The organism is Aeromonas sp. Y318-1, assembly GCF_027706125.1.
GTDB classification, from domain to species: Bacteria; Pseudomonadota; Gammaproteobacteria; order Enterobacterales; family Aeromonadaceae; genus Aeromonas; species Aeromonas hydrophila.
Map to the genome: position 1 here is coordinate 54,799 of NZ_JAPDCM010000011.1, position 23,456 is coordinate 78,254.

The window sequence follows — 23,456 nt, forward strand, 5'->3', positions numbered from 1 at the left end:
TCATGCAGGAACGATATACAGGACTATAACAACAAGAGGAATATTACCGATGAAGAAGACGCTACTGGCCGTCACCGTCTCTATTACCCTGTTCGGGCTGACCGCCTGCAATTCAGAAAACAGCAGCAAGGAACATATTCCGCTGGATCTGACCATTGCCCACATCAATGATACCCACGCCCACCTCGACCCGACCGAAAATGCGCTGGCGATCCAGCCCACCGGCCAGGAGCTGTTCAAGTTCAACGCCAAGCTGGGCGGCTATCCGCGCCTGAAGTTCAAGCTGGACGAGCTGCGCAGCCAGGCCGCCAACGAGGGCCGCAACTTCATGGTGCTCAACGGTGGTGACGCCTTCCAGGGCACCCTCTATTTCACCCAGTTCAAGGGTGAAGAGGAGTCCCGGCTGCTCTCCGACATGGGTATCGATGCCATGGTGCTCGGCAACCACGAATTCGATCTGGGCAACCAGGCTATTAAAGACTTTGTCTCACGGGTGAATTTCCCGGTATTGGCTTCCAATATGGTGAAATCCAGTAGCGCCACCCTGAAGGACAGTGAAAATATTCACGAATATGTCATTAAGGAAGTCAATGGCGAGAGCGTGGGTATTTTCGGGCTGGTGCTGGAAAATATGCATGACATCTCCTCACCGGATACCGACACCAAATTCCTGCCGATGATTGAGACCGCCCAGAAAATGGTCGACACCCTCAAATCCAAGGGTGCCAACAAGATCATCATGGTCACCCATATCGGCCTGCAAAATGACCAGGCGGTCGCCAAGGCCGTCAACGGCATCGACCTGATCGTCGGCGGTCACTCCCAGACCTTCCTCGGCGACATCACCGAGCTCAACAGCATCGGCTACACCGCCCACAACCAGAACCCGGCCGACGACAATACCTATGCCCAGATCGTCAGCAACCCGGACGGCGGCAAGACCTGTATCGTGCAGGCCGGTGAATGGGCCAAGGGCTACGGCCTGGTCAACGTCTCCCTCAGCAAGGAAGGCCAGCTCACCAAGTGTGAGGGCCGCAACACCCTGATGACCGGCGACGACTTCACCAAGGAAGTGGCCAAGAAGAAAGTGCCACTCAGCGGCACCGAGCAGACCAATGTGGTCGACTTCATCAACAAGTCCCCGGTCATCGAGATCGTGCCGGAAAACACCGCCATGCGCGATGTGATCGACACCGAGTACAAGCCGGCCGTGGCCGAGCTCGAAGCCAAGATCATCGCCGACGTGCCGACCAAGCTGACCCACGTGCGCGTGCCGACCACTCCGGACGGCGCCGGCCTCATCGATCCCCTGGTGGCCGAGTCGCTCTACTGGAAGCTCAACAAGCTCAACACCAAGGTCGACTTCACCATCCAGAACGCCGGTGGCGTGCGTGCCGACGTGAATGCCGGCCCGCTCTCGGTCGGTTACGTGATGGGTACCCTGCTGCCGTTTGGCAACAAGATCGCCGCCTTCAACCTCAAGGGCAAGGACGTTCGGGCCACCCTGGAGTACGCCGTTGACTACTCCATCGGTCTGGAGACCGGGATCGCCGCTTCCAGCGGTGCCTTCCCCTACGTCGGCCACCTGAGCTACACCTACGACGGCAAGCTGGCCAAGGGCTCCCGCATCACCAAGCTGGAACTGCTGGACGCCAACGGCCAGTGGCAGCCGCTGGATGACGAGAAGGTGTACCGGGTCGGTGCCAACACCTACATCGCTTCCGGCAAGGATGGCTACAACGGCCTGCTCAAGCGTGAAGAGCTGCCCAACAAGGGTGACTACGTCGACTCCGGCGTCGGTGAGAACGAGATGTTCATGGAGTATGCCGAGTCCCAGGGCACCCTCAACCCGCTGCCCTACGCGACCGTGACCTACTACAAGCCCTGATCCGGCTCACAAGCTGTTGCAACGGCGCCTGAGGGCGCCGTTTTTATGGCATACTCCCCGCCAATCGATGCCGAGGAGACCCTTTGATGGCGAAGTACGACAAGATTTCCCCCGAGACCCAGCAGGAGGCGATGAAAATTGCCCGTGCCAACCAGAAGCCGGGGCAGACCAAGGAGCAGACCCAGCTGATCGCGCAGGGGATCCAGAAAGGCATAGACGAATACAAGAAACAGATGAAGGTGCGGGCCCGCGAGGCCAGTCGTCAGAAAAAACTGCAGGCCAAGGCCAAACAGTCCCACGCAGCGCCGCAGGATGAGGAACCGGACGACATCGTCGAGCTGGTCGAGGTTTCTCGCCAGCATCCGCTGCCCTGGCTGCTGCTGGCCGTCAGCTGGCTGGGCTTTGCCGCCTGGTTCTGGCTGCGCTGAAGCCCAGGCCGACAAACCTTTGCCCGGGATCTGCTTCACAGCCCGGGCCCTTGTGGCTGGTCATCCCCGCCCCGGGCTGATTAAATCCCGCCACTGCTGCTCACGCCTTTTTTCAGGATACCCGTTATGAACCCGGCTCCACTCTACCTGCTGGCACCCCTGGTGCTGTTTATCGTGACCCTGCTGCTCTATCGCATCTCGCCGCTGCGCGCCGTTGCGGCCGGCAGCGCCCGCTGGTTTATTCTGCCGGCCTTCACCCTCTTCATCCTGCTCATCATCATCAATGGTGCGGCAGACCCGAGCCTGCGCAACCCGGCCTTTCACTGGCTGATGCCGGGGCTCGGCTTCGCCCTCAGCCTGTTCCCGGCCCTGCCCAAGGCGCTGGTGCCGCGCCTCGCCATCAAGGAGGGAGCCTTCGCCGCCCTCGGCCTGATGTTGATGAGCCTGGCCATGGTCTACTGACCGGCTCGCCACTGATGCGAACATGACTCAAGGGGCACTCTGTGACGGGGGCCCCTTGTACAAACAATGGCCTGCAGGCATCTTGGGGGGAGGATAGCCAGCAAGGAGGCCAAATGGACAATCCGCCCGATTTCATGGCGCAGTGGGATTATCGGGATCCCGCCGCCAGCGCCCTGCGTTTTCATGCCCTGTTGCCCGAGGCGCGCGCCGCCGCCGATCTGCAGTACGAACTGGAACTGCTCACCCAGATAGCCCGCACCCATTCACTGCAACGCCAGTTTGCACAGGCGCACCAGCTGCTCGACGAGATAGAACCCCGCCTCACCGACGCCACCCCGCGAGCCCGCCTGCGCGCCCTGCTGGAGCGTGGCCGCACCTTCAACTCCGCCGGCGACAAGGCCAGCGCCAAAACGCTGTTTGAGCAGGCCTGGCAGCTGGGGCTCAAGCACAAGGAGCTCTATCTCGCCATCGACGCCGCCCACATGATCGCCATCGCCGCACCGCTGGAAGAGCAGAGCCGCTGGCATCAGCTGGCGATGGAGCTGGCCGAGCGCAGTACCGATCAAAAGGTGCGCGGCTGGCTCGCCACCCTCTACAACAACCAGGGCTGGACCCTGTTCGAGCTGGGTCGTTTCGATGAGGCCAGGGGCTTCCAGCAAAAATGTCTGGCCTGGCACGAGCAGCACAACAACCAGGCCAAGGCGTTCATCGCCCGCTGGAGTCTGGCCCGTCTGCTGCGAGCCCAGGGGCAGCACGAACAGGCACTGGCCGACCTGATGCAGCTAAAGGCCGATATGGCGGCCGCCGGGGTGGCGGAGGATGGCTATCTGTTCGAGGAGCTGGGGGAGAATGCGCTGGTACTGGATGATCCGGCGGCGGCCGAATACTTCTCCCGCGCCTGGTTCCTGCTCTCGCAGGATCGCTGGCTCAAGGCCAACGAGGCAGAGCGGCTGGTCCGCCTCAAGCTTCTCGCCAAGCTTTAGCAAGCGACCGCCACAAACGCAGCGGGGCGGCCAATCGGCCGCCCCGCACATTTATCCCCCGGGAGGGTGAACCTCTCCCCGACACCGGCCTCACGCCAGACTCGCCTCTTCCCAGCCCTGTTTCTTGCGATAGATGGTGGAAGGACTTATCTCCAGCAGCGCCGCCGCCTTGGGGATGTTGCCATCGCAGCTGGCAATGGCCTGCTCTATGGTCTCTTTTTCCACCAGCCAGAGCGGGCGGATCGGGGCATTGGTTGCCACCACTGCACCGCTGCCGGTCGCTGCCGCCGCGGGGATCGCCGCCAGCAGGCTGGCACGGCTGCCGTTGAGCGGCGGCGGCAAGATGTCGGGGCTCACCAGCTCGCGATCGTTGAGCACCACTATGTTGCGCACCACGTTCTGCAGCTCGCGCACGTTGCCGGGCCAGGGGTAATCGAGCAGCACCCGCGCCGCCTCGGCATCGAAATCCTTGAAGCGCTTGTTCTCTTCCTTGGCATAGCTCTGCAGCAGGGTTCGCGCCAGCAGCAGTATGTCCTCGCCCCGCTCGCGCAGCGGCGGCAGGCTGAGGGGGATGACGTGCAACCGGTAGTAGAGATCCTCGCGAAAACGCCCCGCCTTCACCTCCAGCAGGGGATCGCGGTTGGTGGCGCAGACGAAGCGCACGTCCACCGTCTCCAGCTTGCCGCTGCCGACCCGCTGCAGGGTGCCAGTCTGGATGAAACGCAGCAGCTTGCTCTGCAGGTCCAGATCCATCTCGCAGATCTCGTCCAGAAACAGGGTGCCGCCATCCGCCAGACTGGCCGCCCCCTTGCGATCTCCCTGCGCGCCGGTGAACGACCCCTTCACGTGGCCGAAGATCTCGCTCTCCATCAGGTCGTGGGGAATGGCGGCGCAGTTGAGGGCGATGAAGGGCTGCTCGCGACGGGGGCTGCACTGGTGGATGGCCTCGGCGCACACCTCCTTGCCGGTGCCGCTCTCGCCGGTGATGAACACGGTCGCCTTGCTCGGCGCCGCGCTCTCAATGATGCGATAGACCGCCTGCATCGGCATGGAGGCACCGATGAAGCCGGCAAACGAGCTGCGCTCGAAGTTCTCCCGGTACTGGGCCACCAGCGAGCTGAGCTGCTGGTGCTTGAGGGCATTGCGCGCAGTGGCGCACAGCCGCTTGCCGTCGAACGGTTTGGTCAGAAAGTCGAAGGCGCCGAGCCGCATCGCCTCCACCGCCACGTCCACCGAGCCGTGGGCGGTGATCACCACCACCGAGCAGGGCAGCTGCTGTTCGGTGATCTGCTGCAGGATGTCCATGCCGGACATGTCGGGCAGCTCGAGATCCAGCAGCACCACCGGCGGCGGGCTGCTCAGCAGCTGCGCCAATGCCTGCTGGCCGCAATCGGCCCGCAGCACCTCGTAGCCATCCTGGGCCAGATACTGTTCATAGACCACCGCCAGACTGCGGGTATCTTCCACCAACAGGACTCGAGGTTTGCTTTCAGCCACGGGAGCCATCCTTGCAATTGATTTTGTTGTCTATTTCGGGTGTCGTTCGCCATGTTAGCACAGTTGGCGATACTCTCTTTTATCCCGCCATTCGGGCAGAGTTACAAGTAAAAACGGCTCCCTAAGGAGCCGTTTTTTCAACGTTTTCCGCTTACTTCTTGGCGTTGTCGCCATCGGCAGCCGGCTTCTCGATAGCCAGCAGCTCAACGTCGAATACCAGCACGGCATTGGCCGGGATGGAACCCGCACCGTGTTCGCCATAGGCCAGCTTGGACGGCAGGAAGAACTTGAACTTGGAACCGACAGGCATCAGCTGCACGCCTTCGGTCCAGCCCGGGATCACCTGGTTGAGCGGGAAGGTGGCCGGCTCGCCGCGATCGACGGAGCTGTCGAACTTGGTGCCATCAGTCAGGGTACCGGTGTAGTGGACCTTGACGATGTCGGTGGCCTTCGGCTTGGCGCCGGTACCCATCTTCTCGACCTGGTATTGCAGGCCGGATTCGGTGCTCTTCACGCCCTCTTTCTTGGCGTTGGCAGCCAGGTACTCTTCACCCTTCTTCTGGTTTTCCACGGCATCCTTGTCAGCCTTGGCCTTGGTCAACTCGTTGATCTTGGCGTCGTACTGCTGCAGAACCTTCTGGATCTCCTCGTCGGTCATCTTGGCTTCTTTGCCCAGACCGTCGGTCACACCCTTGAGGATGACGCTGTTGTCCAGCTTGATGCCAAGTTCCTGCTGACGTTCCAGGGTATTGGCGATATAACGACCCATGGAGAGGCCAATTGCATAGCCGGATTGCTCTTCAAAGCTCTTGGCTTCAGCCTTGGGGGCCTCTGCCGGCTTGCTGGCTTCTGCCTTGACCTCTGCGGTATTCGCAGCAGTCTTCTCGTCTTTTTGGCAAGCAGTCAGACTCACGGCAACTGCCGCGGCCAACAGGGACACCTTCAGAAAATTGTTCATCAGTTTCTCCAAAACTCTAAATACCGCTCTCGGTTCCTTCGTGAAATGAGAGGTTTATCGTGATAAGCGCCTTATACTAACGCCGTGATCGCAGGTAACGAAAGCATGAGACAGGAAAAATGATAAAAAGTGCCATTTATCTCGTCGCGATTTGCCTGATACTGACAGGCTGCGAACAGAGCTCATCGCCGGACCGACAACTGACCCTCGCCAACCAGGGGCTGCTGAGCGCCGATCTGGCCAGCAACGGCAAGCAGGCCATCGTCTCCAGCCTGAGCCAGGGCACTGTGGTGTGGGACCTGGAACAGGGCAAGGAGCGCTGGCGCTGGCGCCAGTCCGACAATCCGGACAACTTCATCATCATCACCCGTTTCTCGGCGGACGACAGCCACGCCGTGACGGCCACCCCCGACAGCTTCGGGATCTGGCGCCTGCAGGATGGCCAGTCGCAAGGCTACTATTCGCTTCCTGAATCCAGGCTGAGGGACATCACCCTGTCGGCCGACGGTCGCCAGGTGCTGATCGGCCGAGAAGACGGCAAGGCGGAAGTGGTGGATACCCGCACCGGCCGCCGGCTGCAGTTTCTCGGCCACACCGAGCAGGTCAACACGGTGGATCTCTCCCCCAACGGCCGTTACGCCCTCACCGGCGGCAACGACTATAGCGCCTACCTGTGGGATACCCGCACGGGCCAGGTGGTGTGGCGCTTCAACCACGCCGGTCGGGTGGTGCTGGCCCGGCTCGACCCGAGCGGACGGCTCGCCTTCACCGCCGACAGCCGCCAGGCCAGCATCTGGGATCTGACAACCGGCAAGGAGCTGAGCCGGTTGCAGTTCGATCACCGCTTCGAGGTCTACACCGCGGCGCGTTTTGCCAACGACGGCAAGTGGCTCATCACCGGCGCCCCCTCCCGTCAGCTCTCCCTGTGGCAGGTGAGCGACGGCAGCCTGCTGCAGAGCTGGCGCGTCTCGCCCCATCCCAGGGTGAAACCGCCGAGCGCAGTGGTCTACGGCGTGGCTTTGCGCGACAATAGCCACCTTGTCAGCGCCAGCTCCAGCGGCCTGGCCGAAATCTGGACTATCAAGTAAGGACCAAAAGGCCCATGAGTCAGCAATTAAACGATCGCCTCGAAACCCTGGAAAGCCGCCTCGCCTTCGCCGAATACACGGTGGAGCAGCTCAACGACGAGGTCACCACCCAGGGCCGCGAGCTGGATCGGCTCAAGCATCAGATCCAGCTGCTGGTGGACAAGCTGCAGAGCGTGCAGCCGAGCCAGATCGCCAGCATGGCCGAAGAGACCCCGCCGCCGCACTACTGATGCGTGCCAGCCATAAAAAAACCCGCGCCAGGCGCGGGTTTTTTTATCATCGACAATGCCGTGATCAGTGCTGATGGCCCTTGCCACCGCAACCGCCGCCACCGCAGCAGCCGCCGTGACCGTGGTCGTCGCCGTGGTCATGACCGTGATGGCCACCACCGCAGCAACCGCCGTGCTCATGGCCGTGGTCGTGATCATGGTCGTGGCCATGATCGTGACCGCAACCACCGGCACCGTGAACGTGGCCGTGGGCCAGCTCTTCGGCAGTGGCGGCACGCACGTCCTTGATCTCGACCTTGAAGCCCAGGGTCACGCCGGCCAGCGGATGGTTGCCATCCACCTTGACGAACTCTTCGGACACTTCGATCACGGTCACCGGGCGGTGGCCGTCGTCGGTCTCGGCCACAAAAGTATCCCCTTCAGACACTTCCATGCCGTCGAACAGCTCGCCGGGCACTTCCTGCACCAGGTTCTCGTCGTACTGGCCATAGGCCTGCTCCGGCGTCAGGGTGACGTCGAACGCCTCGCCCACGCTGCGACCTTCCAGCTCGGCTTCGAGGCCGGAGACCAGATAACGGGTACCGTGCAGATACACCAGAGGCTCTTTACCGACAGTGGTGTCGATGACTTCACCGTGTTCGTCGGTGACCGTGTATTCCAGCGTAACCACGCTCAGGGGAGCTACTTTCATGTCAGGGATCCTGCGGATAGAAAAAAACGGGCCCAGAATACCTCAAAAAGGCAGACAAGCATATGGTCGGCCCGGCTTCAGCATGATGAAAAAGTCATCAACAGCCACCAGCCTGACCGGCGCGCCATCACCTTGAGGCCGGCACTCACTCGGGACGAAACACGCCGATTACCTGTTCCGTCTCCCGGGTCACCTTGTCCACCTCGGCCTGGGTCTGCACCTGGGTATCCCCGCACTCGACACAGGTCACCTTCTCGACTCCATGCTCCATATACAGCATCATGGTGTCCATTTTGCCGCACGCCGGGCAGACTGCACCGGCAATGAAGCGTTTTTTACGTCTGGTTTCCATTTTCGTTACCTCCAGGCAGCATCATATCAGGGTTTTTACATGCATCACGCCATCGAATATCAGCATTTTTCCACTTCGCATCTGCAAGTCGGTGCCCGCAAGCGCATGCCGGTGGGCCAGCTGCTGCGGATCACCCGGGGCGCGGCGCTGCTGCGACTCGGCGCCCATGAGTGGCTGATGCCGACGGGAAGCCACTTCTGGCTCTGTGCCGATGCCCTGGCCGCATTCACCCCGCTGGCGGGCTGCCAGCATGATCTGCTGACCTGCTCGGTACGCATGGAGCAGCCAGAGCGGGCTGGCTGGCTGCAGCCCACCCCGCTGCTGGCGGCGCTGCTCGACGGCCTGGCCCAGTGGCAGCGCCCCCGCGACTGGCAAGGTGCCTATGGCCACCGCTTGCAGGTGATACTCGACGAGCTGCCGGCCTGCCCCATTACCTCACAGCCAGACAATGCCCTGCAGGCCGCCTGGCAGGCGTTGGCAAACGGTCAGGAGGGCTGCGATGCGGCATGGCAGCAATGTCTGGCGCAGCGTGGCCTCAGTGACCCGGCGCTGGCGGGCGATGCGCTGCGCGCCCAGTGGCAGTTGCTGCAGGCGGTGCGGCTGCTCAAGAGCGGCAGCCAACGCGCCCAGGTGGTGAACAAGCTGGGTTACGGGGATGAAGCCGCGCTCGCCCACGCCTGCCAGCAGTGGCTCGGCACCCCGCTGGAGGCGTTGCAGGCGCGCTGAACACCCCGCCCATGAGGGCCCCAGACAGTGCGTACAGGTGCGGATTGCGGCAATAAATGGATGAAATGAGTCCAGTTTTGCGGCCAATGGTCGTTAATAACCACAAGGCCATTTCTTCTATAATCCTTTATGCTAGGGGCCTGAATTGACTGATACCGTTTTGACTCACAGGACATCTGCCATGAAAAGCAAGGCCAACCAATCCCAGGGCATGTTGCTGTTTCATCTCTCGGCCAAGCAATCCTTCGCCATCGGCACCCTCAAGGTGAAAGAGATAGTGCCTTACACCCAGCTGACGGCCATGCCGCACTCGCACCCGACCGTGCTCGGCGCCGCCAGCATGCGTGGCACCACCATCCCGGTGATCGACATGGCCATGGCGGTGGGTTATCGCCCGATCAGCAAGGAAGAGATGCCGCACTGCTTCATCATCATCACCGACTGCCGCCGCACCCTGGTGGGCTTTCTAGTGCGCGGCATCGACAAGATCACCGAGTGCAACTGGCGCGACATCGAGCCGCCTCCCGCCACCCTCGGCCACAACGTGTTCGTCACCGGCGTGACCCGGGTCAATGACCAGCTGATCCAGTTGCTGGATGTGGAGCTGATCCTCTCCCGAGTCTATCCGGACGACCCCAGCCACCTCTACCCGGTGCTGACCGACGTGCAGCGGGAGCGGATCAAGCCGATGCGGATCCTGCTGGTGGATGACTCCTCGGTCGCCCGTCGCCAGCTGATGGCGGCGCTGGATTACATCAACATCCCCTATGAGGTGTGCACCAACGGCAAGGATGCGCTGACCCTGATGCAGACCCGCGCCAGCCAGAAGACCCCCATCGACATCCTGGTGAGCGACATCGAGATGCCGGGGCTCGACGGCTATGAGCTGGCCTTCGAGGTGCAGAGCGACGCCAAACTGGCGGGCGCCTACATCATCCTGCACACCTCGCTCTCCAGCGAGATAAGCGTAGAGCGGGCCCATCAGGTGGGCGCTCACGAGGCGCTGACCAAGTTTGAAGCCAACGAACTGATCCAGGCCATGCTGCGCGGTGCCGAGCACCACGACAGCCTGCCGGCCTGATCCCGACGGCGAGAAGCCCGGCTTCTCGCCGTTGCCTTTTCTGTCCCTGTCACCCCGCGGACCTAGCATGCTGATCGAAAGCCACTTCCACGCCCCCTGGTGGGCGCGCAATCCCCATCTGCAAACCATTTTGCCCAAGTGGCTGCGCCGGCAACCGGCCCGCTTCGTGGCGGAGCGCTTCGAGCTGGCGGACGGCGATTTTGTCGATCTCGCCTGGAGCGGCGAGATCAGCCGGGATGGGCGGCCGCTCATCGTGCTGTTTCACGGGCTGGAGGGGAGCATTCACTCCCACTATGCCAAGGGACTGTTCGCCCACCTGCAACGCCAGGGCAACGAGGCGGTGCTGATGCACTTTCGCGGCTGCAGCGGCGAGCCGAACCGGCTGCTGCAAGCTTATCACTCCGGCGCCATCGAGGATGCCCAGGCGCTGATCGCCGAGCTGGGCCGCCGCTTCCCCGGCAAGCCGCTCATCGCCATCGGCTATTCGCTGGGGGGCAACATGCTGGTCAATCTGCTGGCGCGCGCCTGCCCGAGCGAGCTTAAGGCGGCGGTGGTGATCTCGGCGCCGCTGCGGCTGGACAGCTGCGCCGATCGGGTCAATCAGGGCTTCTCGCGGGTCTATCAGAGCTATCTGCTGCGCACCATGCGCCACAACCTGCAGCAGAAGATCCAGCGGCAGACGGCGGCCGGTGCCCGCTGGCAGCCGCAGCAGGTACGCGCCATCGCCACCCTGCGCGACTTCGATGAGCAGGTCACGGCGCCACTGCACGGTTTTGACAGTGCCGATCACTACTATCAGCGCTGCTCGGGTCTGGGGATGCTGGCACAGATCCCGATCCCTACTCTGGTGATCCACGCCGCCGACGATCCCTTCATGACCGAGGCGGTGATCCCGCAGGCGGAGCAGCTCTCCCCCATGGTGCGCTACGAGCTGAGCCGCCAGGGCGGCCACGTGGGCTTTCTGCACGGTACGCCCTGGCGACCGCGGTTCTGGCTGGAGGAGCGGATCAGCCAGTGGTTACGAGAGCAGACTCAGGGGGCGAGCCGATAGCCGTTGCGGCCAGCCTCCTTGACCTGATAGAGCGCCTCGTCGGCACGCACCAGCATGTCGGCGATGCCATCCTGTCCCCCGTGCCACAGGGCAATGCCCTGGCTCACGGTGACCCGATCCGACACCTCCGACTGCGCATGAAGGATGCCTCGTCCGGCCAGCGCGGCGGCAATGCGTTTGGCGATGGCGCTGGCGGCCAGCGCATCGGCACCGGGCAGCAACAGCACGAACTCCTCCCCGCCATAGCGGGCCACCACGTCGGCCGGCTGGCGAATGGCCTCGCGCAGGCAGTCGGCCACCGCGATCAGGCAGTTGTCCCCCTGCAGATGGCCGTAGTGATCGTTGAAGCGTTTGAAGAAGTCCACGTCCAGCAGCAGGATGGCAAACTCGCCGTGCTGCTCTCTCGCCTCCTGCAGAATCTGCTCGCTGACGTTGTCGAAGTGGCGCCGGTTGGCCAGCCCGGTCAGCGGGTCCCGCTTGGCCATGGCATCGAGCTGGCGGGCCAGGGTCAGGTTCTCGTGCTCACGGGACACCGCCAGCTCGAACCAGCCGTTGAGCATGCGCCTGCCCGTCTCCAGCATGATGATGAGACAGCCCACCGCCATCCAGTGCACCGCCGGAAACGGCACCTTGACCAGCAGCGCCTCCAGCAGCAGAAACAGCAGCGGCGGGGTGCTGAAGCAGTAGAACAGCCGCACCTCGCAATAGAGCGCCACCAGCGCCGTCATCAGCAGCATGCCGATGAGATCGAATGCCAGGCTGAAACCGCCTCTCAGCTCCACCAGGGCAATGGCGTAGCCGAGCAGCGCCCAGCCAGTCCCCCACAGCAGGGCGCCGGCACGCAGGCAGGGTTGCCAGATGGCGGGGGGCTGGCGGGAGAGCCAGTGCCAGAACAGCGGAAACGACAGGCAGGCCAGCGTCATCAGCACCAGCTGCACCTCGTAGCTCCAGGGCAGTACCCGGGCCACCACCAGATGGGCGTCCTGATAGACATAGAAGCGCGCCAGCAGGAACAGGATCGCCAGCTGGTTGACGGCCCAGAACCAGCGCAACCCCTTGCTCAGGGCGTGGCGGCGAGACTCATACAGATGGTGCTCGAGGTGGCTGGAGAGACGACGTTGTTCATCAGAGAGCATGTTCATACCTGCTTGCTGCCATATAAATCCCTTGCGCTTGCTGCCGACAGATAGACAATACCCGCTCTCTGGTAACGGAAGATGAAACCATGATTATCCCCTGGCAAGAGCTGGATGCAGACACCCTCAACAATCTGCTCGAGCACTTCGTGCTGCAAGAGGGCACCGAGTACGGCGAACATGATGTCAGTCTGGCCGACAAGGTCGCCGATGTCAGGACACAGCTGCAGCAGGGGCTGGCCGTGATCGTTTACAGCGAGCTGCACGAAAGCGTGAACATAGTGCCCAAGGCGACCCTAGACCGGGCTCAGGTGGACGATATACCGGAATAGCCGGCCCATTGCCATCCCGATCTGGGTCTTGCCAGCCAGGCAGACACGTTGGCGGCACCAACCCGACAGTTCCCGCCGGGCCACTGCGTCCTTTTCAGAAAATAAAAATGGCCCTCCGCACTGGCGGAGGGCCATTTTTATTGTGAGCAGAGTGAGCTCTGCCGGATGTTATGCATTGATTGGTGCCCCGCGGCAATATGCTGCGGGGAAATAGGCTATATCAATACCGGTTTAATTAATAGTGGCGAGCCATGCAGAGAACCTGGCCATAGCGGCAATATAAAATTAATAAAGTGAATCAGCTCACAATATTAAATAAATATGACAACGGCGCTCACCGACAATAGTGACGAAAATAGTCTTGTTCAGCGTGAAGATATGCCGCACTGCCATTGCACTGAAACATGGCGGCAGCGTGGCATGGTCTTTTTATTTCATTACCGATTCGCCCCGCCCAATGGCGTAGTAATGAAAACCATGATCTTTCATCCGGCCCGGATCAAACAGGTTGCGGCCATCGACGATCAGCAGATGACGCAACGCCTGCTTGATGGCGGCAAAATTGGGGGCCTTGAAGTGGTTCCACTCGGTGCAGATCACCAGCGCATCCGCACCAAACAGCGCCGCCTCCTTGGTGCCCATCAGCCGCAGCTTGTCACAGTTGCCGTAGATTTGCTGGGCCTCCTGCATCGCCTCGGGATCGTAGGCCTGCACGGTCACCCCGGCCTGCCACAACGCCTCCATCAAGGCCCGGCTCGGCGCCTCGCGCATGTCGTCGGTGTTGGGCTTGAACGCCAGCCCCCACAGGGCGATGGTCTTGCCGGCCAGGCTCTCCCCTTCGGCGCAAAAGAACGCTGATAGCAGCTGAAACAGCCGCGATTTTTGCATTTCGTTGACTCGCTCCACCGCCCGGATCAACGGCGTGTCGTACTCCAGCTCCTGGGCCGTGGCCAGCAAGGCTTTGACATCCTTGGGAAAACAGGAGCCGCCATAGCCGCACCCCGGGTAGATGAACTGATAGCCGATGCGCTGATCCGAGCCTATCCCCTGGCGTACCATCTCGATGTCGGCGCCGACCCGCTCGGCCAGTCCGGCCATCTCGTTGATGAAGCTTATCTTGGTGGCCAGCATGCAGTTGGCGGCGTACTTGGTCAGCTCGGCGCTGCGCACATCCATGAACAGGATGCGGTCGTGGTTGCGGTTGAACGGCTCGTAGAGCTCGCGCATCAGCTGGCGGGAGGCCTCGTTGGCGGTACCCACCACGATGCGATCCGGCCGCAGGCAATCCTGGATGGCGGAGCCCTCTTTCAGAAATTCGGGGTTGGAGACCACGTCGAAGGAAAACGACTGATCCCGCTGCTGCAGGATGGCGTTGACCCTGGCGGTCACCTTGTCGGCAGTGCCCACCGGCACGGTCGACTTGTTGACGATGATGACGGGCCGATCGCGATACTGGGCGATGGTCTCGGCCACCGTCAGCACGTGGCTCAGATCAGCGGAACCATCTTCCCCCGGTGGCGTGCCTACCGCCAGAAACTGCACATCGCCGTGCTTGACGGCCAGCACGGCGTCCGTGGTGAACACCAGGGAACCGCTCTTGATGTTGCGCTGCAGCAGGGATTCGAGACCGGGTTCATAGATGGGCACCTGGCCATCCATCAGGGCTGCCACCTTCTGTTCATCGACATCGACACAGATCACCTGATGACCGACGTCGGCCAGTACGGTGGCCTGAACCAGGCCCACGTAGCCACTTCCAAATACAGTAATGTTCATATTGATACAACCAAAATGTCAGAGAAAATGTAATTTGGAAAAACAAGAGTTGGGGGGGTTATAAATATTTATCACATTACCTAAGATGACCGCACCAGTTAATTGTTACCAGCTGTTTCTGGACCATTGCAAGCCCGCTTTTATATACGTTATGTTGAGTGCAATTTTTTGGGGCTGCCCGCTTTCACGGGCACTGATTAATATTCTTCGTTGGATCTCTTATGCAAGATTTTCTGCCATTTTCGAGGCCCGCCATCGGTGATGCCGAGATAAGTGCTGTCTGTGACGTATTGAAATCGGGCTGGATCACCACGGGCCCGAAGAATCATGAACTGGAACAGCAATTCTGCGACACATTCGGCTGCCAGCACGCGGTCGCGCTCTGCTCCGCCACCGCCGGCATGCACGTCACCCTGCTGGCGCTGGGCATAGGCCCGGGAGATGAGGTGATCACCCCCTCTCAGACCTGGGTCTCCACCATCAACATCATCACCCTGCTGGGGGCCGAGCCGGTCTTCGTCGACGTGGACCCCGATACCCTGATGACCAGCGCCGAGCTGATCGCGCCGCTCATCACCGCCAACACCAAAGCCATCATCCCGGTCCACTACGCCGGCGCCCCGGTCGATCTGGATCCGATCCTGGCGCTGGCCGGCCAGCACGGCATTGCGGTCATCGAGGATGCCGCCCACGCGGTCGGCACCCGCTACCGGGAGCGCTGGATTGGCGCCAGCGGCACCGCCATCTTCTCCTTCCACGCCATCAAGAATCTGACCTGCGCCGAAGGGGGCATGCTGGTGACCGATGACAAGGCGCTGGCGGACAAGGTTCGGATGCTCAAATTCCACGGTCTGGGGGTGGATGCCTTTGATCGCATGAGCCTGGGCCGCAAGCCGCAGGCGGAGGTGATCACCCCGGGCTTCAAATACAACCTGGCCGACATCAACGCCGCCATCGCCCTGGTGCAGCTGGCGCGCCTGCCCGAGCTCAACGCCAAGCGGGCCGAACTGGTGGCCCGCTACCAGGAGCGACTGGCCGGTCTGCCACTGGCGCCGCTCGCCGTGCCGGGCTACCCCCACCTGCACGCCTGGCACCTGTTCATGGTGCGGGTCGACCCGGATCGCTGCGGGCTAGACCGGGATCAGCTGATGCAGGCACTGCAGGAGCGCGGCATCGGCACCGGTCTGCACTTTCGGGCAGCCCACACCCAGAAATACTACCGCGAACGCTACCCGACCCTCAGCCTGCCTCATACCGAGTGGAACTCGTCACGCCTGTGCACCCTGCCACTCTTCCCGGACATGACGCTGGCCGACGTCGACCGCGTGGTCGCGGCCCTTATCGACATATTGGAGTAATGCAACGTGAACAACACTGACATCAAGCTGGTTTCGGTGGTCATCCCCGTCTACAACGAGGAGGCCAGCCTGCCCGCGCTGCTGAGCCGGGTCACCGCCGCCTGCGATCAGCTGTCACAGGATTACGAGGTGATCCTCATCGACGACGGCAGCCACGACGGCTCCACCGAGCTCATCAGAGACGCCGCCGCCGGTGAGGGCAGCAAGCTGGTCGGGGTGCTGCTCAACCGCAACTACGGTCAGCACGCCGCCATCATGGCCGGCTTCGAGACCGCCAAGGGGGATCTGGTGATCACCCTGGATGCTGATCTGCAGAACCCGCCGGAGGAGATCCCCCGCCTGATGGAGGCCGCCACGCAGGGCTACGACGTGGTGGGCACCATGCGTCGCAACCGCCAGGACTCCTGGTTTCGCAAGACCGCCTCCAAGCTCATCAACAAGTCGGTACAAAAGGCCACCGGCGTGCACATGAGCGACTACGGCTGCATGCTGCGCGCCTACCGCCGTCACATCATCGACGCCATGCTCTGCTGCCAGGAGCGCAGCACCTTCATCCCCATCCTGGCCAACAGCTTCGCCCGCCGCACCATAGAGCTGGAAGTGGGCCACGCCGAGCGAGCCCACGGCGAGTCCAAATACGGGCTGATGCACCTCATCAACCTGATGTATGACCTGGTCACCTGCATGACCACCACCCCGCTGCGTCTGCTCAGCATAGTCGGCAGCGTGGTGGCGGGCCTCGGCTTTACCTTCTCCATCCTGCTGATCCTGATGCGCCTCATTCTGGGCGCCGACTGGGCCGCCGATGGCGTCTTCACCCTCTTTGCCATTCTCTTCACCTTTGTCGGCGTGCAGCTGCTGGGCATGGGGCTGCTGGGAGAATACATAGGCCGCATGTACACCGACGTGCGCGCCCGTCCCCGCTACTTCATCCACCAGATCGTGCGCAGCGCCACCACCCCTTCGCAACAGGAAGCTGAACAATGAAAGTCGTCGTCTTTGCTTATCACGATATCGGTTGCACCGGCATCGAGGCCCTGCTCGAGGCAGGCTACGAGATCCAGGCCGTCTTCACCCACGCCGATGATCCGGGCGAGAACCGCTTCTTCGGCTCGGTCGCCCAGCTCTGCGCCGAGCACAACCTGCCGGTCTACTCCCCCGAGGACGTGAACCACCCGCTCTGGATTGAGCGCATTTGCGAGCTGGCGCCCCAGGCCCTCTTCTCCTTCTACTACCGCAACATGCTCAAGCAGGCGATCCTCGACATCCCGACCGTCGGCGCCTTCAACCTGCACGGCTCCCTACTGCCCGCCTACCGCGGTCGCGCCCCCATCAACTGGTGCCTGGTCAACGGTGAGAGCGAAACCGGCATCACCCTGCACCAGATGACCGCCAAGCCCGACGCAGGCGCCATCGTCGCCCAGCAGGCGGTGGCCATTGCCGACGACGACACCGCGCTGACCCTGCACGGCAAGGTGCGCCTCGCCGCCCGGGCGCTGCTGGAGCAGGAGCTGCCCAGGCTGCGCGCCGGCGACATCCGCCTCACCCCGCAGGATGAGAGCAAGGCCAGCTACTATGGCCGCCGCACCCCGGCCGATGGCGAATTGCACTGGCACCGCCCGGCCCGCGAACTGCACAACCTGGTGCGCGCCGTCACCCAGCCCTACCCGGGCGCCTTCAGCTTCGCCGGCGATCGCAAGCTGACGGTGTGGAAGAGCCACTGGCTGACCCAGCAGAGCGACAAGCAGCCGGGCACCATCCTGAGCCAGGAGCCGCTGCGCATCGCCTGCGGTGAAGGGGTGCTGGAGATCGTGGCCGGTCAGGCCGAAGGCGGACTCTATGTGCGCGGCGCCCAGCTGGCCCGCGAACTGGGGCTGGTCGAAGGGATGAAGATTGGCGCCAAGGCGAGCAATGCCCTGCGCAAGGCGCGGCTGACCCGGGTGCTGATCCTCGGCGTCAACGGCTTCATCGGCAACCACCTGACCGAGCGCCTGCTCCAGGATGGCGGCTACGAGGTGTATGGCCTCGACATCGGCTCCAGCGCGGTGGACCGCTTCATCGGTCACCCCAACTTCCACTTCGTGGAAGGGGACATCAGCATCCACACCGAGTGGATCGAGTATCACATCAAGAAGTGCGACGTGATCCTGCCGCTGGTGGCCATCGCCACCCCCATCGAGTACACCCGCAACCCGCTGCGCGTGTTCGAGCTCGATTTCGAAGAAAACCTCAAGATCGTCCGCTACTGCGTGAAGTACCACAAACGCATCATCTTCCCCTCCACCTCCGAGGTGTACGGGATGTGCGACGATCACAGCTTCGATGAAGACAACTCCCGCCTCATCGTCGGCCCCATCAACAAGCAGCGCTGGATCTACTCGGTCTCCAAGCAGCTGCTGGATCGGGTCATCTGGGCCTACGGCAAGAAAGAGGGGCTCAACTTCACACTGTTCCGCCCCTTCAACTGGATGGGGCCGCGTCTGGACAGCCTGGACTCCGCCCGCATCGGCAGCTCTCGCGCCATCACCCAGCTGATCCTCAACCTGGTGGACGGCACCCCGATCCAGCTGGTAGACGGCGGCGCCCAGAAGCGCTGCTTCACCGACATCGAGGACGGCATCGAGGCCCTGTTCCGCATCATCGAGAACAAGGAGAACCGCTGCGACGGCCAGATCATCAACATCGGCAACCCGGACAACGAGGCCAGCATCCAGCAGATGGCCGAGATCCTGCTCGCCAAGTTCGAGGCTCACCCGCTGCGCGACCAGTTCCCGCCGTTTGCCGGCTTCAAGCTGGTGGAGAGCAAATCCTTCTACGGTGACGGCTATCAGGACGTCTCCCACCGCCGGCCGAGCATCGCCAATGCCCGCCGCCTGCTGGACTGGGAACCGACCATCGAGATGGAAGAGACCATCGGTAACACCCTGGACTTCTTCCTGCAAGGGGCGGTCACCACGGGAGTCGAGCATGACTGAGGTAGGTCTACGGATCGACGTCGATACCTTCAGGGGGACCCGTGACGGGGTGCCCCGCCTGCTGCAACTGCTCGACAAGCATCAGGTCAAGGGGAGCTTCTTCTTCTCGGTCGGACCGGACAACATGGGGCGCCACTTGTGGCGCCTGCTAAAACCCCGCTTTCTGTTCAAGATGCTGCGCTCCAACGCAGCATCCCTCTATGGGCTGGACATCCTGCTGGCCGGCACCGCCTGGCCCGGCAAGTCCATCGGCAAGCAGCTCGGCTCCCTGATGCGCGACACCGACAGCGCCGGCCATGAGGTAGGGCTGCACGCCTGGGATCACCACGGCTGGCAGGCCAACACCGGCCGCTGGGACGAAGCCGAGCTCACTCGTCAGACCCGGCTCGGGGTGGATGCGCTCAATCAGATCCTGGGGCGCGAAGTGGACTGCTCCGCCGCCGCCGGCTGGCGGGCCGACCCGCTCACTACCCAGGCCAAGGAGCAGTTCGGCTTTCGCTACAACAGCGACTGTCGCGGCAGTGGGCTGTTTCGGCCCCTGCTGCAAGATGGCCGCCCCGGCACCCCGCAGATCCCGGTCAACCTGCCCACCTTCGACGAGGTGGTGGGCCATCAGGTGACGGCCGACGGTTTCAACCGTTTCCTGCTGGAGCAGCTGGCGACCCCGCCGGCGCAGGGCCCCCACGTCTACACCATCCACGCCGAAGTGGAAGGGATCGTGATGGCGGATCAGTTCGATTCCCTGCTCGGCGAAGCCAGGGCGCGCGGCATCCGCTTCGTGCCGCTCGGGGATCTGTTACCATCCGACCCGACCACGCTGCCGACCGGCCGGCTGGTCCGCGGCACCCTGCCCGGACGGGAGGGCTGGCTCGGCTGCAAGGCCGAGGCCTGAGATGAATGATGCCACCTCGGGTGGCAGGACTAACCATCGCGCTAATCACACCATGCAACAGAGGATGTCATGACGTTGACCAAGTGGGCCCTGCCCCTGTTCTTTCTCTTCTTTTACCTGCTACCGCTCGACCAGCGGCCGCTCTGGAGCCCGGACGAAAACCGCTACGCCGAGATCAGCCGGGAGATGGTGAGCACCGGAGACTGGGTCGTGCCCCACTTCCTGGGCTTGCGCTACTTCGAGAAACCCATCGCTGGCTACTGGTTCAACAGCATCAGCCAGCAGCTGTTCGGTGACACCAACTTCGCCGTGCGCTTCGCCTCGGCCGCCGCTACCGGTCTCAGCGCCCTGCTGATCTGCTGGTTTGCCCTGCAGCTGTGGCAGTGCCGGCGCAAGGCCTTCCTGACCGGGCTCATCTATCTGTCGCTGCTGATCGTCTACGGCATCGGCACCTACAGCGTGCTGGACGCCATGGTGACCCTCTGGCTCAACGCCGCCATGGTGAGCTTCTACATCATCCGCAAGGAGGGCTCCCTTGGCAGCCGGGTCGGCGGTTATCTGCTGTTCGGCCTCGCCTGCGGCATGGGTTTTCTCACCAAGGGCTTCATCGCCCTGGCGGTGCCCGTGGTGGTCATCGTGCCCTACGTCATCTATCAGCGCCGCCTGCTCGAGCTGGTGCGCTTCGGGCCTCTGGCCATCCTGAGCGCGGTCCTGCTGGCCGCCCCCTGGGCCATCGCCGTGCACCTGCGCGAACCGGACTACTGGCACTACTTCTTCTGGGTTGAACACATCCAGCGCTTCGCCGCCGACAACGCCCAGCACAAGGCGCCGTTCTGGTACTACCTGCCCATGGGGCTGCTCGGCACCCTGCCCTGGCTCGGCCTGTTGCCAGGCGCCCTGCGCAAGGGCTGGCAGGAGCGCAAGATAAGCCCGGAAACCCTCTACCTGCTGGCCTGGGTGATCCTGCCCCTGCTGTTCTTCAGCATTGCCAAGGGCAAGCTGCTCACCTACATCCTGCCCTGCTTCGCCCCGCTGGCCATGCTGATGGCCGCCAGCGCCGTCGACCTGCTCAAGGAGGGGAAAGAGCGAGCCTTGCGGGTCAACGCCTGGCTCAACGGCCTGTTCGGCCTCATCTGCCTGGTGGTGCTGGCCGTGTTGGCGTTCTCTCCCAGCCACGCCGTCTATGGCGAGGAGGATCACGGTGCGCTGGCGGTGGCCATGGTCATCTTCGCCGGCTGGAGTCTGCTCGGCTTCATCCAGTTGAAAGAGGTCAGCCGCCGCTGGACCCTGAGCGCGCTCTGCCCCATGGTGCTGGCCATCGGCCTGCCCTGGGCGCTGCCGCAATCGCTGATCGATTCCAAGCTGCCGGAGCGCTTCATCGAGGCCAATCAGGCCGTGCTGATGAAGTCAGGCACCTTGCTGGCCAACGACGTCGGGCTGGCCTCCTCCCTCGCCTGGGGCACCCAACGCAGCGAGATCAACCTGTTCGACAGCAAGGGCGAGGTGCATTACGGCCTCGGCTACCCGGATGCGGCGGGGCGCTACGTGGCCCGCGCCGACTTCCCGGCCTGGCTGGAACAGGCGCGCAAGAATGGGCAGGTGGCCCTGCTGATGAAGACCGATCGCGACGGCAACACCGGACCCGTGCCCCCCGCCGACGAGACCATCGTCAGTCACCGGCTGACCCTGCTCATCTACCACGGAGCCCAGTGATGGACATCCTGCTGCTGTTGCTGGTGTGCCTGCTGACCTGCAGCGGCCAGATGCTGCAAAAGCAGGCGGTCGTCAGCTGGCAGCGCCAGCCCTGCAACCACTGGCAGAAGCTGCGCTCACCCTGGCTCATCGCCAGCGTGGCGGCGCTCGGCTGCGGCATGCTGCTCTGGATCTACCTGCTGCAGCGGCTGCCGCTCAGCATGGCCTACCCCATGCTCAGCATCAATCTGGTGCTGGTACTGGTGGGTTCCAGACTGTTCTTTCACGAGCAGATCAGCTACCACAACTGGCTGGGGGTGGGAGCCATCATAGTGGGCGCCCTGCTGCTGGGAGGCTTGCTATGAAAGATGGTCATCCGCAGGCGGGCCAACGACCGGCCAGCCCTGCAAGATCGGCGCTGAAGGGGTATCTCTACGTGCTCGGCAGCATCTTGCTGGTGACGGCGGCCCAGCTCGGCATGAAGTGGGGGGTGATCCAGCTGCCGACCTGGCAGATGGATCTTGCCGTGATGCTGGCCCATCCGCTGCCGCTGCTGGTGATCCTTGCCGGGGTGGGCTGCTACGCTCTGTCGCTGCTCTGCTGGCTGGCGGCGCTGCACTCCACCCCGCTCAACATCGCCTACCCCCTGCTCAGCACCAGCTATGCGCTGGTCTACCTGCTGGCGGTCAACATCCCGCTCTTCGCCGAGCCGCTGGAGCCCGGCAAGGCGCTCGGGGTGCTGTTCATCCTGCTGGGAGCCGTACTGGTGGGGATCAAACCTGCGGCCGGCACCAAGCAGGCCGGCTAGTTTTTCTCTTTGTTTGCCACAAGGGCTGCCACGGCAGCCCTTTTTTGCGTCTGCGACCGATGCCCGCACGCTGGCACGCCTGCGAAGCAGTTGCGCGATGGTCCTGTCAGGTCGCACACTTGACCGCACTCGGAACATGCCTTTATAACGGAACTCCCAAGGAAGAGAGAATTCTATGTCGGCAAAGCATCCCATCATTGCGGTTACCGGTTCGTCCGGGGCCGGCACCTCCACCTCCACCAACGCCTTTCGCTCCATGTTTCATCAGCTCGGTTATCAGGCGGCCGTGGTGGAAGGGGACAGTTTTCATCGCTACACCCGCCCGGAAATGGACGTGGCGATCCGCAAGGCGCGCGAACAGGGGCGCCACATCAGCTATTTCGGCCCCGAGGCCAACGACTTCGGCCTGCTGGAGAGCTTCTTTCAGGAGTACGGCCAGAACGGCAGCGGCCAGTATCGCCGCTACCTGCATAGCTTCGACGAGGCGGTGCCCTTCAACCAGATGCCAGGCACCTTCACCCCCTGGCAGAACCTGCCGAGCGACACCGACCTGCTGTTCTATGAGGGGCTGCACGGCGGCGTGGTCACCGATGAGCACAACGTGGCCCGCCACGTGGACTTCCTCATCGGGGTGGTGCCCATCGTCAACCTGGAGTGGATCCAGAAGCTCATTCGCGATACCTCGGAGCGCGGCCATTCGCGCGAGGCGGTCACCGACTCCATCGTTCGCTCCATGGACGACTACATCAACTTCATCACCCCCCAGTTCTCCCGCACCCACATCAACTTCCAGCGGGTGCCGACGGTGGATACCTCCAACCCCTTCAGCGCCAAGGTGATCCCGAGTCTGGACGAGAGTATGCTGGTGATACGGTTTCGCGGCATCAAGCAGGTGGATTTCCCCTACCTGCTGTCGATGATCGACGGATCCTTCATGTCACGGATGAACACCATCGTAGTGCCGGGCGGCAAGATGGGCTTCGCGATGGAGCTGATCCTGCGCCCGTTGATCCAGCAACTGATTGAAACCGGCAAGATCACCTGAGCCAAGG

The 23,456-nt window shown here is 62.7% G+C and carries 24 protein-coding genes; 18 read left to right on the plus strand and 6 right to left on the minus strand.

Annotated features, from left to right (window positions below; genetic code table 11):
* The first annotated feature begins 49 nt into the window (after nt 1-49).
* The 4 genes from OKB87_RS16640 (at nt 50) to OKB87_RS16655 (ending at nt 3,761) form a co-directional block, all read left to right on the plus strand.
* Entirely contained in the window at nt 50-1,888 is a 1,839-nt protein-coding gene (locus OKB87_RS16640; RefSeq protein WP_011704942.1) for a bifunctional metallophosphatase/5'-nucleotidase, read from the plus strand.
* An 86-nt stretch (nt 1,889-1,974) separates the two neighbouring features.
* Entirely contained in the window at nt 1,975-2,316 is a 342-nt protein-coding gene (locus tag OKB87_RS16645; protein ID WP_252411018.1) for a DUF2956 domain-containing protein, read from the plus strand.
* Between the two features lie 126 nt (nt 2,317-2,442).
* Nucleotides 2,443-2,778 carry a hypothetical protein gene (locus tag OKB87_RS16650; protein WP_005303968.1) on the plus strand — a complete coding sequence of 112 codons (336 nt, stop codon included), beginning with the start codon at nt 2,443-2,445 and terminating at the stop codon, nt 2,776-2,778.
* Nucleotides 2,779-2,891: 113 nt separating this feature from the next.
* Nucleotides 2,892-3,761 carry a tetratricopeptide repeat protein gene (locus tag OKB87_RS16655; RefSeq protein ID WP_270828037.1) on the plus strand — a complete coding sequence of 290 codons (870 nt, stop codon included), beginning with the start codon at nt 2,892-2,894 and terminating at the stop codon, nt 3,759-3,761.
* A gap of 90 nt (nt 3,762-3,851) precedes the next feature.
* Here OKB87_RS16655 and OKB87_RS16660 read toward each other — a convergent pair whose 3' ends face one another.
* Entirely contained in the window at nt 3,852-5,258 is a 1,407-nt protein-coding gene (locus tag OKB87_RS16660) for a sigma-54-dependent transcriptional regulator (RefSeq protein ID WP_029303793.1), read from the minus strand.
* A gap of 151 nt (nt 5,259-5,409) precedes the next feature.
* Nucleotides 5,410-6,216, minus strand: a complete 807-nt coding sequence (gene fkpA / locus OKB87_RS16665; protein ID WP_011704938.1) for an FKBP-type peptidyl-prolyl cis-trans isomerase — start codon at nt 6,214-6,216, stop codon at nt 5,410-5,412.
* 119 nt (nt 6,217-6,335) lie between these two features.
* Here fkpA and OKB87_RS16670 point away from each other — a divergent pair, with 119 nt between their 5' ends.
* Together OKB87_RS16670 and OKB87_RS16675 are read left to right on the plus strand one after the other, a co-directional pair.
* Nucleotides 6,336-7,304 (plus strand): WD40 repeat domain-containing protein, encoded by a 969-nt coding sequence (locus OKB87_RS16670; RefSeq protein ID WP_085734575.1) that lies wholly within the window; start codon nt 6,336-6,338, stop codon nt 7,302-7,304.
* Nucleotides 7,305-7,318: 14 nt separating this feature from the next.
* Nucleotides 7,319-7,534, plus strand: coding sequence for a SlyX family protein (locus OKB87_RS16675; protein WP_011704936.1), 216 nt, complete (start codon nt 7,319-7,321; stop codon nt 7,532-7,534).
* A gap of 64 nt (nt 7,535-7,598) precedes the next feature.
* Here OKB87_RS16675 and OKB87_RS16680 read toward each other — a convergent pair whose 3' ends face one another.
* Together OKB87_RS16680 and OKB87_RS16685 are read right to left on the minus strand one after the other, a co-directional pair.
* Nucleotides 7,599-8,225 (minus strand): FKBP-type peptidyl-prolyl cis-trans isomerase, encoded by a 627-nt coding sequence (locus OKB87_RS16680; protein WP_270828038.1) that lies wholly within the window; start codon nt 8,223-8,225, stop codon nt 7,599-7,601.
* Nucleotides 8,226-8,370: 145 nt separating this feature from the next.
* Nucleotides 8,371-8,577, minus strand: a complete 207-nt coding sequence (locus tag OKB87_RS16685; protein ID WP_011704934.1) for a YheV family putative zinc ribbon protein — start codon at nt 8,575-8,577, stop codon at nt 8,371-8,373.
* A gap of 39 nt (nt 8,578-8,616) precedes the next feature.
* Between OKB87_RS16685 and OKB87_RS16690 the strand changes: the two genes are divergently transcribed.
* The 3 genes from OKB87_RS16690 (at nt 8,617) to OKB87_RS16700 (ending at nt 11,435) form a co-directional block, all read left to right on the plus strand.
* Nucleotides 8,617-9,303: a hypothetical protein gene (locus tag OKB87_RS16690; RefSeq protein ID WP_270828040.1), complete on the plus strand. Its 687-nt coding sequence runs from the start codon at nt 8,617-8,619 to the stop codon at nt 9,301-9,303.
* Between the two features lie 181 nt (nt 9,304-9,484).
* The gene (locus OKB87_RS16695) at nt 9,485-10,384 is read left to right on the plus strand and encodes a chemotaxis protein (RefSeq protein WP_011704932.1); all 900 of its coding nucleotides are present in this window, start codon (nt 9,485-9,487) and stop codon (nt 10,382-10,384) included.
* Nucleotides 10,385-10,451: 67 nt separating this feature from the next.
* Nucleotides 10,452-11,435: a hydrolase gene (locus tag OKB87_RS16700; protein ID WP_270828041.1), complete on the plus strand. Its 984-nt coding sequence runs from the start codon at nt 10,452-10,454 to the stop codon at nt 11,433-11,435.
* Here the strand turns inward: OKB87_RS16700 and OKB87_RS16705 are convergent.
* Complete coding sequence (locus OKB87_RS16705; protein ID WP_270828042.1) at nt 11,417-12,577, minus strand: sensor domain-containing diguanylate cyclase; 1,161 nt, start codon at nt 12,575-12,577, stop codon at nt 11,417-11,419. The two genes, OKB87_RS16700 and OKB87_RS16705, sit on opposite strands and share 19 nt — an antisense overlap.
* Nucleotides 12,578-12,660: 83 nt before the next feature.
* On the opposite strand from OKB87_RS16705, the gene OKB87_RS16710 reads away from it, so the two are divergent.
* Nucleotides 12,661-12,903, plus strand: coding sequence for a YheU family protein (locus OKB87_RS16710; RefSeq protein ID WP_011704929.1), 243 nt, complete (start codon nt 12,661-12,663; stop codon nt 12,901-12,903).
* 429 nt (nt 12,904-13,332) lie between these two features.
* Here the strand turns inward: OKB87_RS16710 and OKB87_RS16715 are convergent, their stop codons facing one another.
* On the minus strand, nt 13,333-14,679 hold the full coding sequence (locus OKB87_RS16715; protein WP_270828043.1) for a UDP-glucose dehydrogenase family protein: 1,347 nt from the start codon (nt 14,677-14,679) through the stop codon (nt 13,333-13,335).
* A gap of 221 nt (nt 14,680-14,900) precedes the next feature.
* On the opposite strand from OKB87_RS16715, the gene arnB reads away from it, so the two are divergent.
* The 8 genes from arnB (at nt 14,901) to OKB87_RS16755 (ending at nt 23,449) form a co-directional block, all read left to right on the plus strand.
* On the plus strand, nt 14,901-16,037 hold the full coding sequence (gene arnB / locus OKB87_RS16720) for a UDP-4-amino-4-deoxy-L-arabinose aminotransferase (RefSeq protein WP_270828045.1): 1,137 nt from the start codon (nt 14,901-14,903) through the stop codon (nt 16,035-16,037).
* Between the two features lie 6 nt (nt 16,038-16,043).
* Complete coding sequence (gene arnC, locus OKB87_RS16725) at nt 16,044-17,024, plus strand: undecaprenyl-phosphate 4-deoxy-4-formamido-L-arabinose transferase (RefSeq protein ID WP_270828046.1); 981 nt, start codon at nt 16,044-16,046, stop codon at nt 17,022-17,024.
* On the plus strand, nt 17,021-19,012 hold the full coding sequence (gene arnA / locus OKB87_RS16730; protein WP_270828047.1) for a bifunctional UDP-4-amino-4-deoxy-L-arabinose formyltransferase/UDP-glucuronic acid oxidase ArnA: 1,992 nt from the start codon (nt 17,021-17,023) through the stop codon (nt 19,010-19,012). Before arnC ends, arnA begins: the two co-directional genes overlap by 4 nt.
* Entirely contained in the window at nt 19,005-19,904 is a 900-nt protein-coding gene (gene arnD, locus OKB87_RS16735) for a 4-deoxy-4-formamido-L-arabinose-phosphoundecaprenol deformylase (RefSeq protein WP_270828048.1), read from the plus strand. Before arnA ends, arnD begins: the two co-directional genes overlap by 8 nt.
* A 69-nt stretch (nt 19,905-19,973) precedes the next feature.
* Nucleotides 19,974-21,617 (plus strand): lipid IV(A) 4-amino-4-deoxy-L-arabinosyltransferase, encoded by a 1,644-nt coding sequence (arnT, locus tag OKB87_RS16740; protein ID WP_168754524.1) that lies wholly within the window; start codon nt 19,974-19,976, stop codon nt 21,615-21,617.
* Nucleotides 21,617-21,961, plus strand: a complete 345-nt coding sequence (locus OKB87_RS16745) for an EamA family transporter (RefSeq protein ID WP_017410347.1) — start codon at nt 21,617-21,619, stop codon at nt 21,959-21,961. The genes arnT and OKB87_RS16745 overlap by 1 nt, the downstream gene beginning before the upstream one ends.
* Nucleotides 21,958-22,404 carry a 4-amino-4-deoxy-L-arabinose-phosphoundecaprenol flippase subunit ArnF gene (gene arnF, locus OKB87_RS16750; protein ID WP_130632928.1) on the plus strand — a complete coding sequence of 149 codons (447 nt, stop codon included), beginning with the start codon at nt 21,958-21,960 and terminating at the stop codon, nt 22,402-22,404. The genes OKB87_RS16745 and arnF overlap by 4 nt, the downstream gene beginning before the upstream one ends.
* 175 nt (nt 22,405-22,579) lie before the next feature.
* The gene (locus OKB87_RS16755; RefSeq protein ID WP_011704920.1) at nt 22,580-23,449 is read left to right on the plus strand and encodes a phosphoribulokinase; all 870 of its coding nucleotides are present in this window, start codon (nt 22,580-22,582) and stop codon (nt 23,447-23,449) included.
* Nucleotides 23,450-23,456 lie beyond the last annotated feature (7 nt).

Excerpts from the sequence above, each read along its gene's own strand:
- OKB87_RS16640 (WP_011704942.1), top strand. The coding sequence starts at position 50 with ATGAAGAAGACGCTACTGGCCGTCACCGTCTCTATTACCCTGTTCGGG.
- arnA (WP_270828047.1), top strand. The coding sequence starts at position 17,021 with ATGAAAGTCGTCGTCTTTGCTTATCACGATATCGGTTGCACCGGCATC.
- OKB87_RS16680 (WP_270828038.1), bottom strand. The coding sequence starts at position 8,225 with ATGAAAGTAGCTCCCCTGAGCGTGGTTACGCTGGAATACACGGTCACC.
- OKB87_RS16650 (WP_005303968.1), top strand. The coding sequence starts at position 2,443 with ATGAACCCGGCTCCACTCTACCTGCTGGCACCCCTGGTGCTGTTTATC.
- arnT (WP_168754524.1), top strand. The coding sequence starts at position 19,974 with ATGACGTTGACCAAGTGGGCCCTGCCCCTGTTCTTTCTCTTCTTTTAC.
- OKB87_RS16645 (WP_252411018.1), top strand. The coding sequence starts at position 1,975 with ATGGCGAAGTACGACAAGATTTCCCCCGAGACCCAGCAGGAGGCGATG.
- arnB (WP_270828045.1), top strand. The coding sequence starts at position 14,901 with ATGCAAGATTTTCTGCCATTTTCGAGGCCCGCCATCGGTGATGCCGAG.
- OKB87_RS16745 (WP_017410347.1), top strand. The coding sequence starts at position 21,617 with ATGGACATCCTGCTGCTGTTGCTGGTGTGCCTGCTGACCTGCAGCGGC.
- fkpA (WP_011704938.1), bottom strand. The coding sequence starts at position 6,216 with ATGAACAATTTTCTGAAGGTGTCCCTGTTGGCCGCGGCAGTTGCCGTG.
- OKB87_RS16705 (WP_270828042.1), bottom strand. The coding sequence starts at position 12,577 with ATGAACATGCTCTCTGATGAACAACGTCGTCTCTCCAGCCACCTCGAG.
- OKB87_RS16675 (WP_011704936.1), top strand. The coding sequence starts at position 7,319 with ATGAGTCAGCAATTAAACGATCGCCTCGAAACCCTGGAAAGCCGCCTC.
- OKB87_RS16710 (WP_011704929.1), top strand. The coding sequence starts at position 12,661 with ATGATTATCCCCTGGCAAGAGCTGGATGCAGACACCCTCAACAATCTG.
- arnD (WP_270828048.1), top strand. The coding sequence starts at position 19,005 with ATGACTGAGGTAGGTCTACGGATCGACGTCGATACCTTCAGGGGGACC.
- OKB87_RS16690 (WP_270828040.1), top strand. The coding sequence starts at position 8,617 with ATGCATCACGCCATCGAATATCAGCATTTTTCCACTTCGCATCTGCAA.
- OKB87_RS16695 (WP_011704932.1), top strand. The coding sequence starts at position 9,485 with ATGAAAAGCAAGGCCAACCAATCCCAGGGCATGTTGCTGTTTCATCTC.
- arnF (WP_130632928.1), top strand. The coding sequence starts at position 21,958 with ATGAAAGATGGTCATCCGCAGGCGGGCCAACGACCGGCCAGCCCTGCA.
- OKB87_RS16685 (WP_011704934.1), bottom strand. The coding sequence starts at position 8,577 with ATGGAAACCAGACGTAAAAAACGCTTCATTGCCGGTGCAGTCTGCCCG.
- OKB87_RS16715 (WP_270828043.1), bottom strand. The coding sequence starts at position 14,679 with ATGAACATTACTGTATTTGGAAGTGGCTACGTGGGCCTGGTTCAGGCC.
- OKB87_RS16670 (WP_085734575.1), top strand. The coding sequence starts at position 6,336 with ATGATAAAAAGTGCCATTTATCTCGTCGCGATTTGCCTGATACTGACA.
- OKB87_RS16700 (WP_270828041.1), top strand. The coding sequence starts at position 10,452 with ATGCTGATCGAAAGCCACTTCCACGCCCCCTGGTGGGCGCGCAATCCC.
- OKB87_RS16655 (WP_270828037.1), top strand. The coding sequence starts at position 2,892 with ATGGACAATCCGCCCGATTTCATGGCGCAGTGGGATTATCGGGATCCC.
- OKB87_RS16755 (WP_011704920.1), top strand. The coding sequence starts at position 22,580 with ATGTCGGCAAAGCATCCCATCATTGCGGTTACCGGTTCGTCCGGGGCC.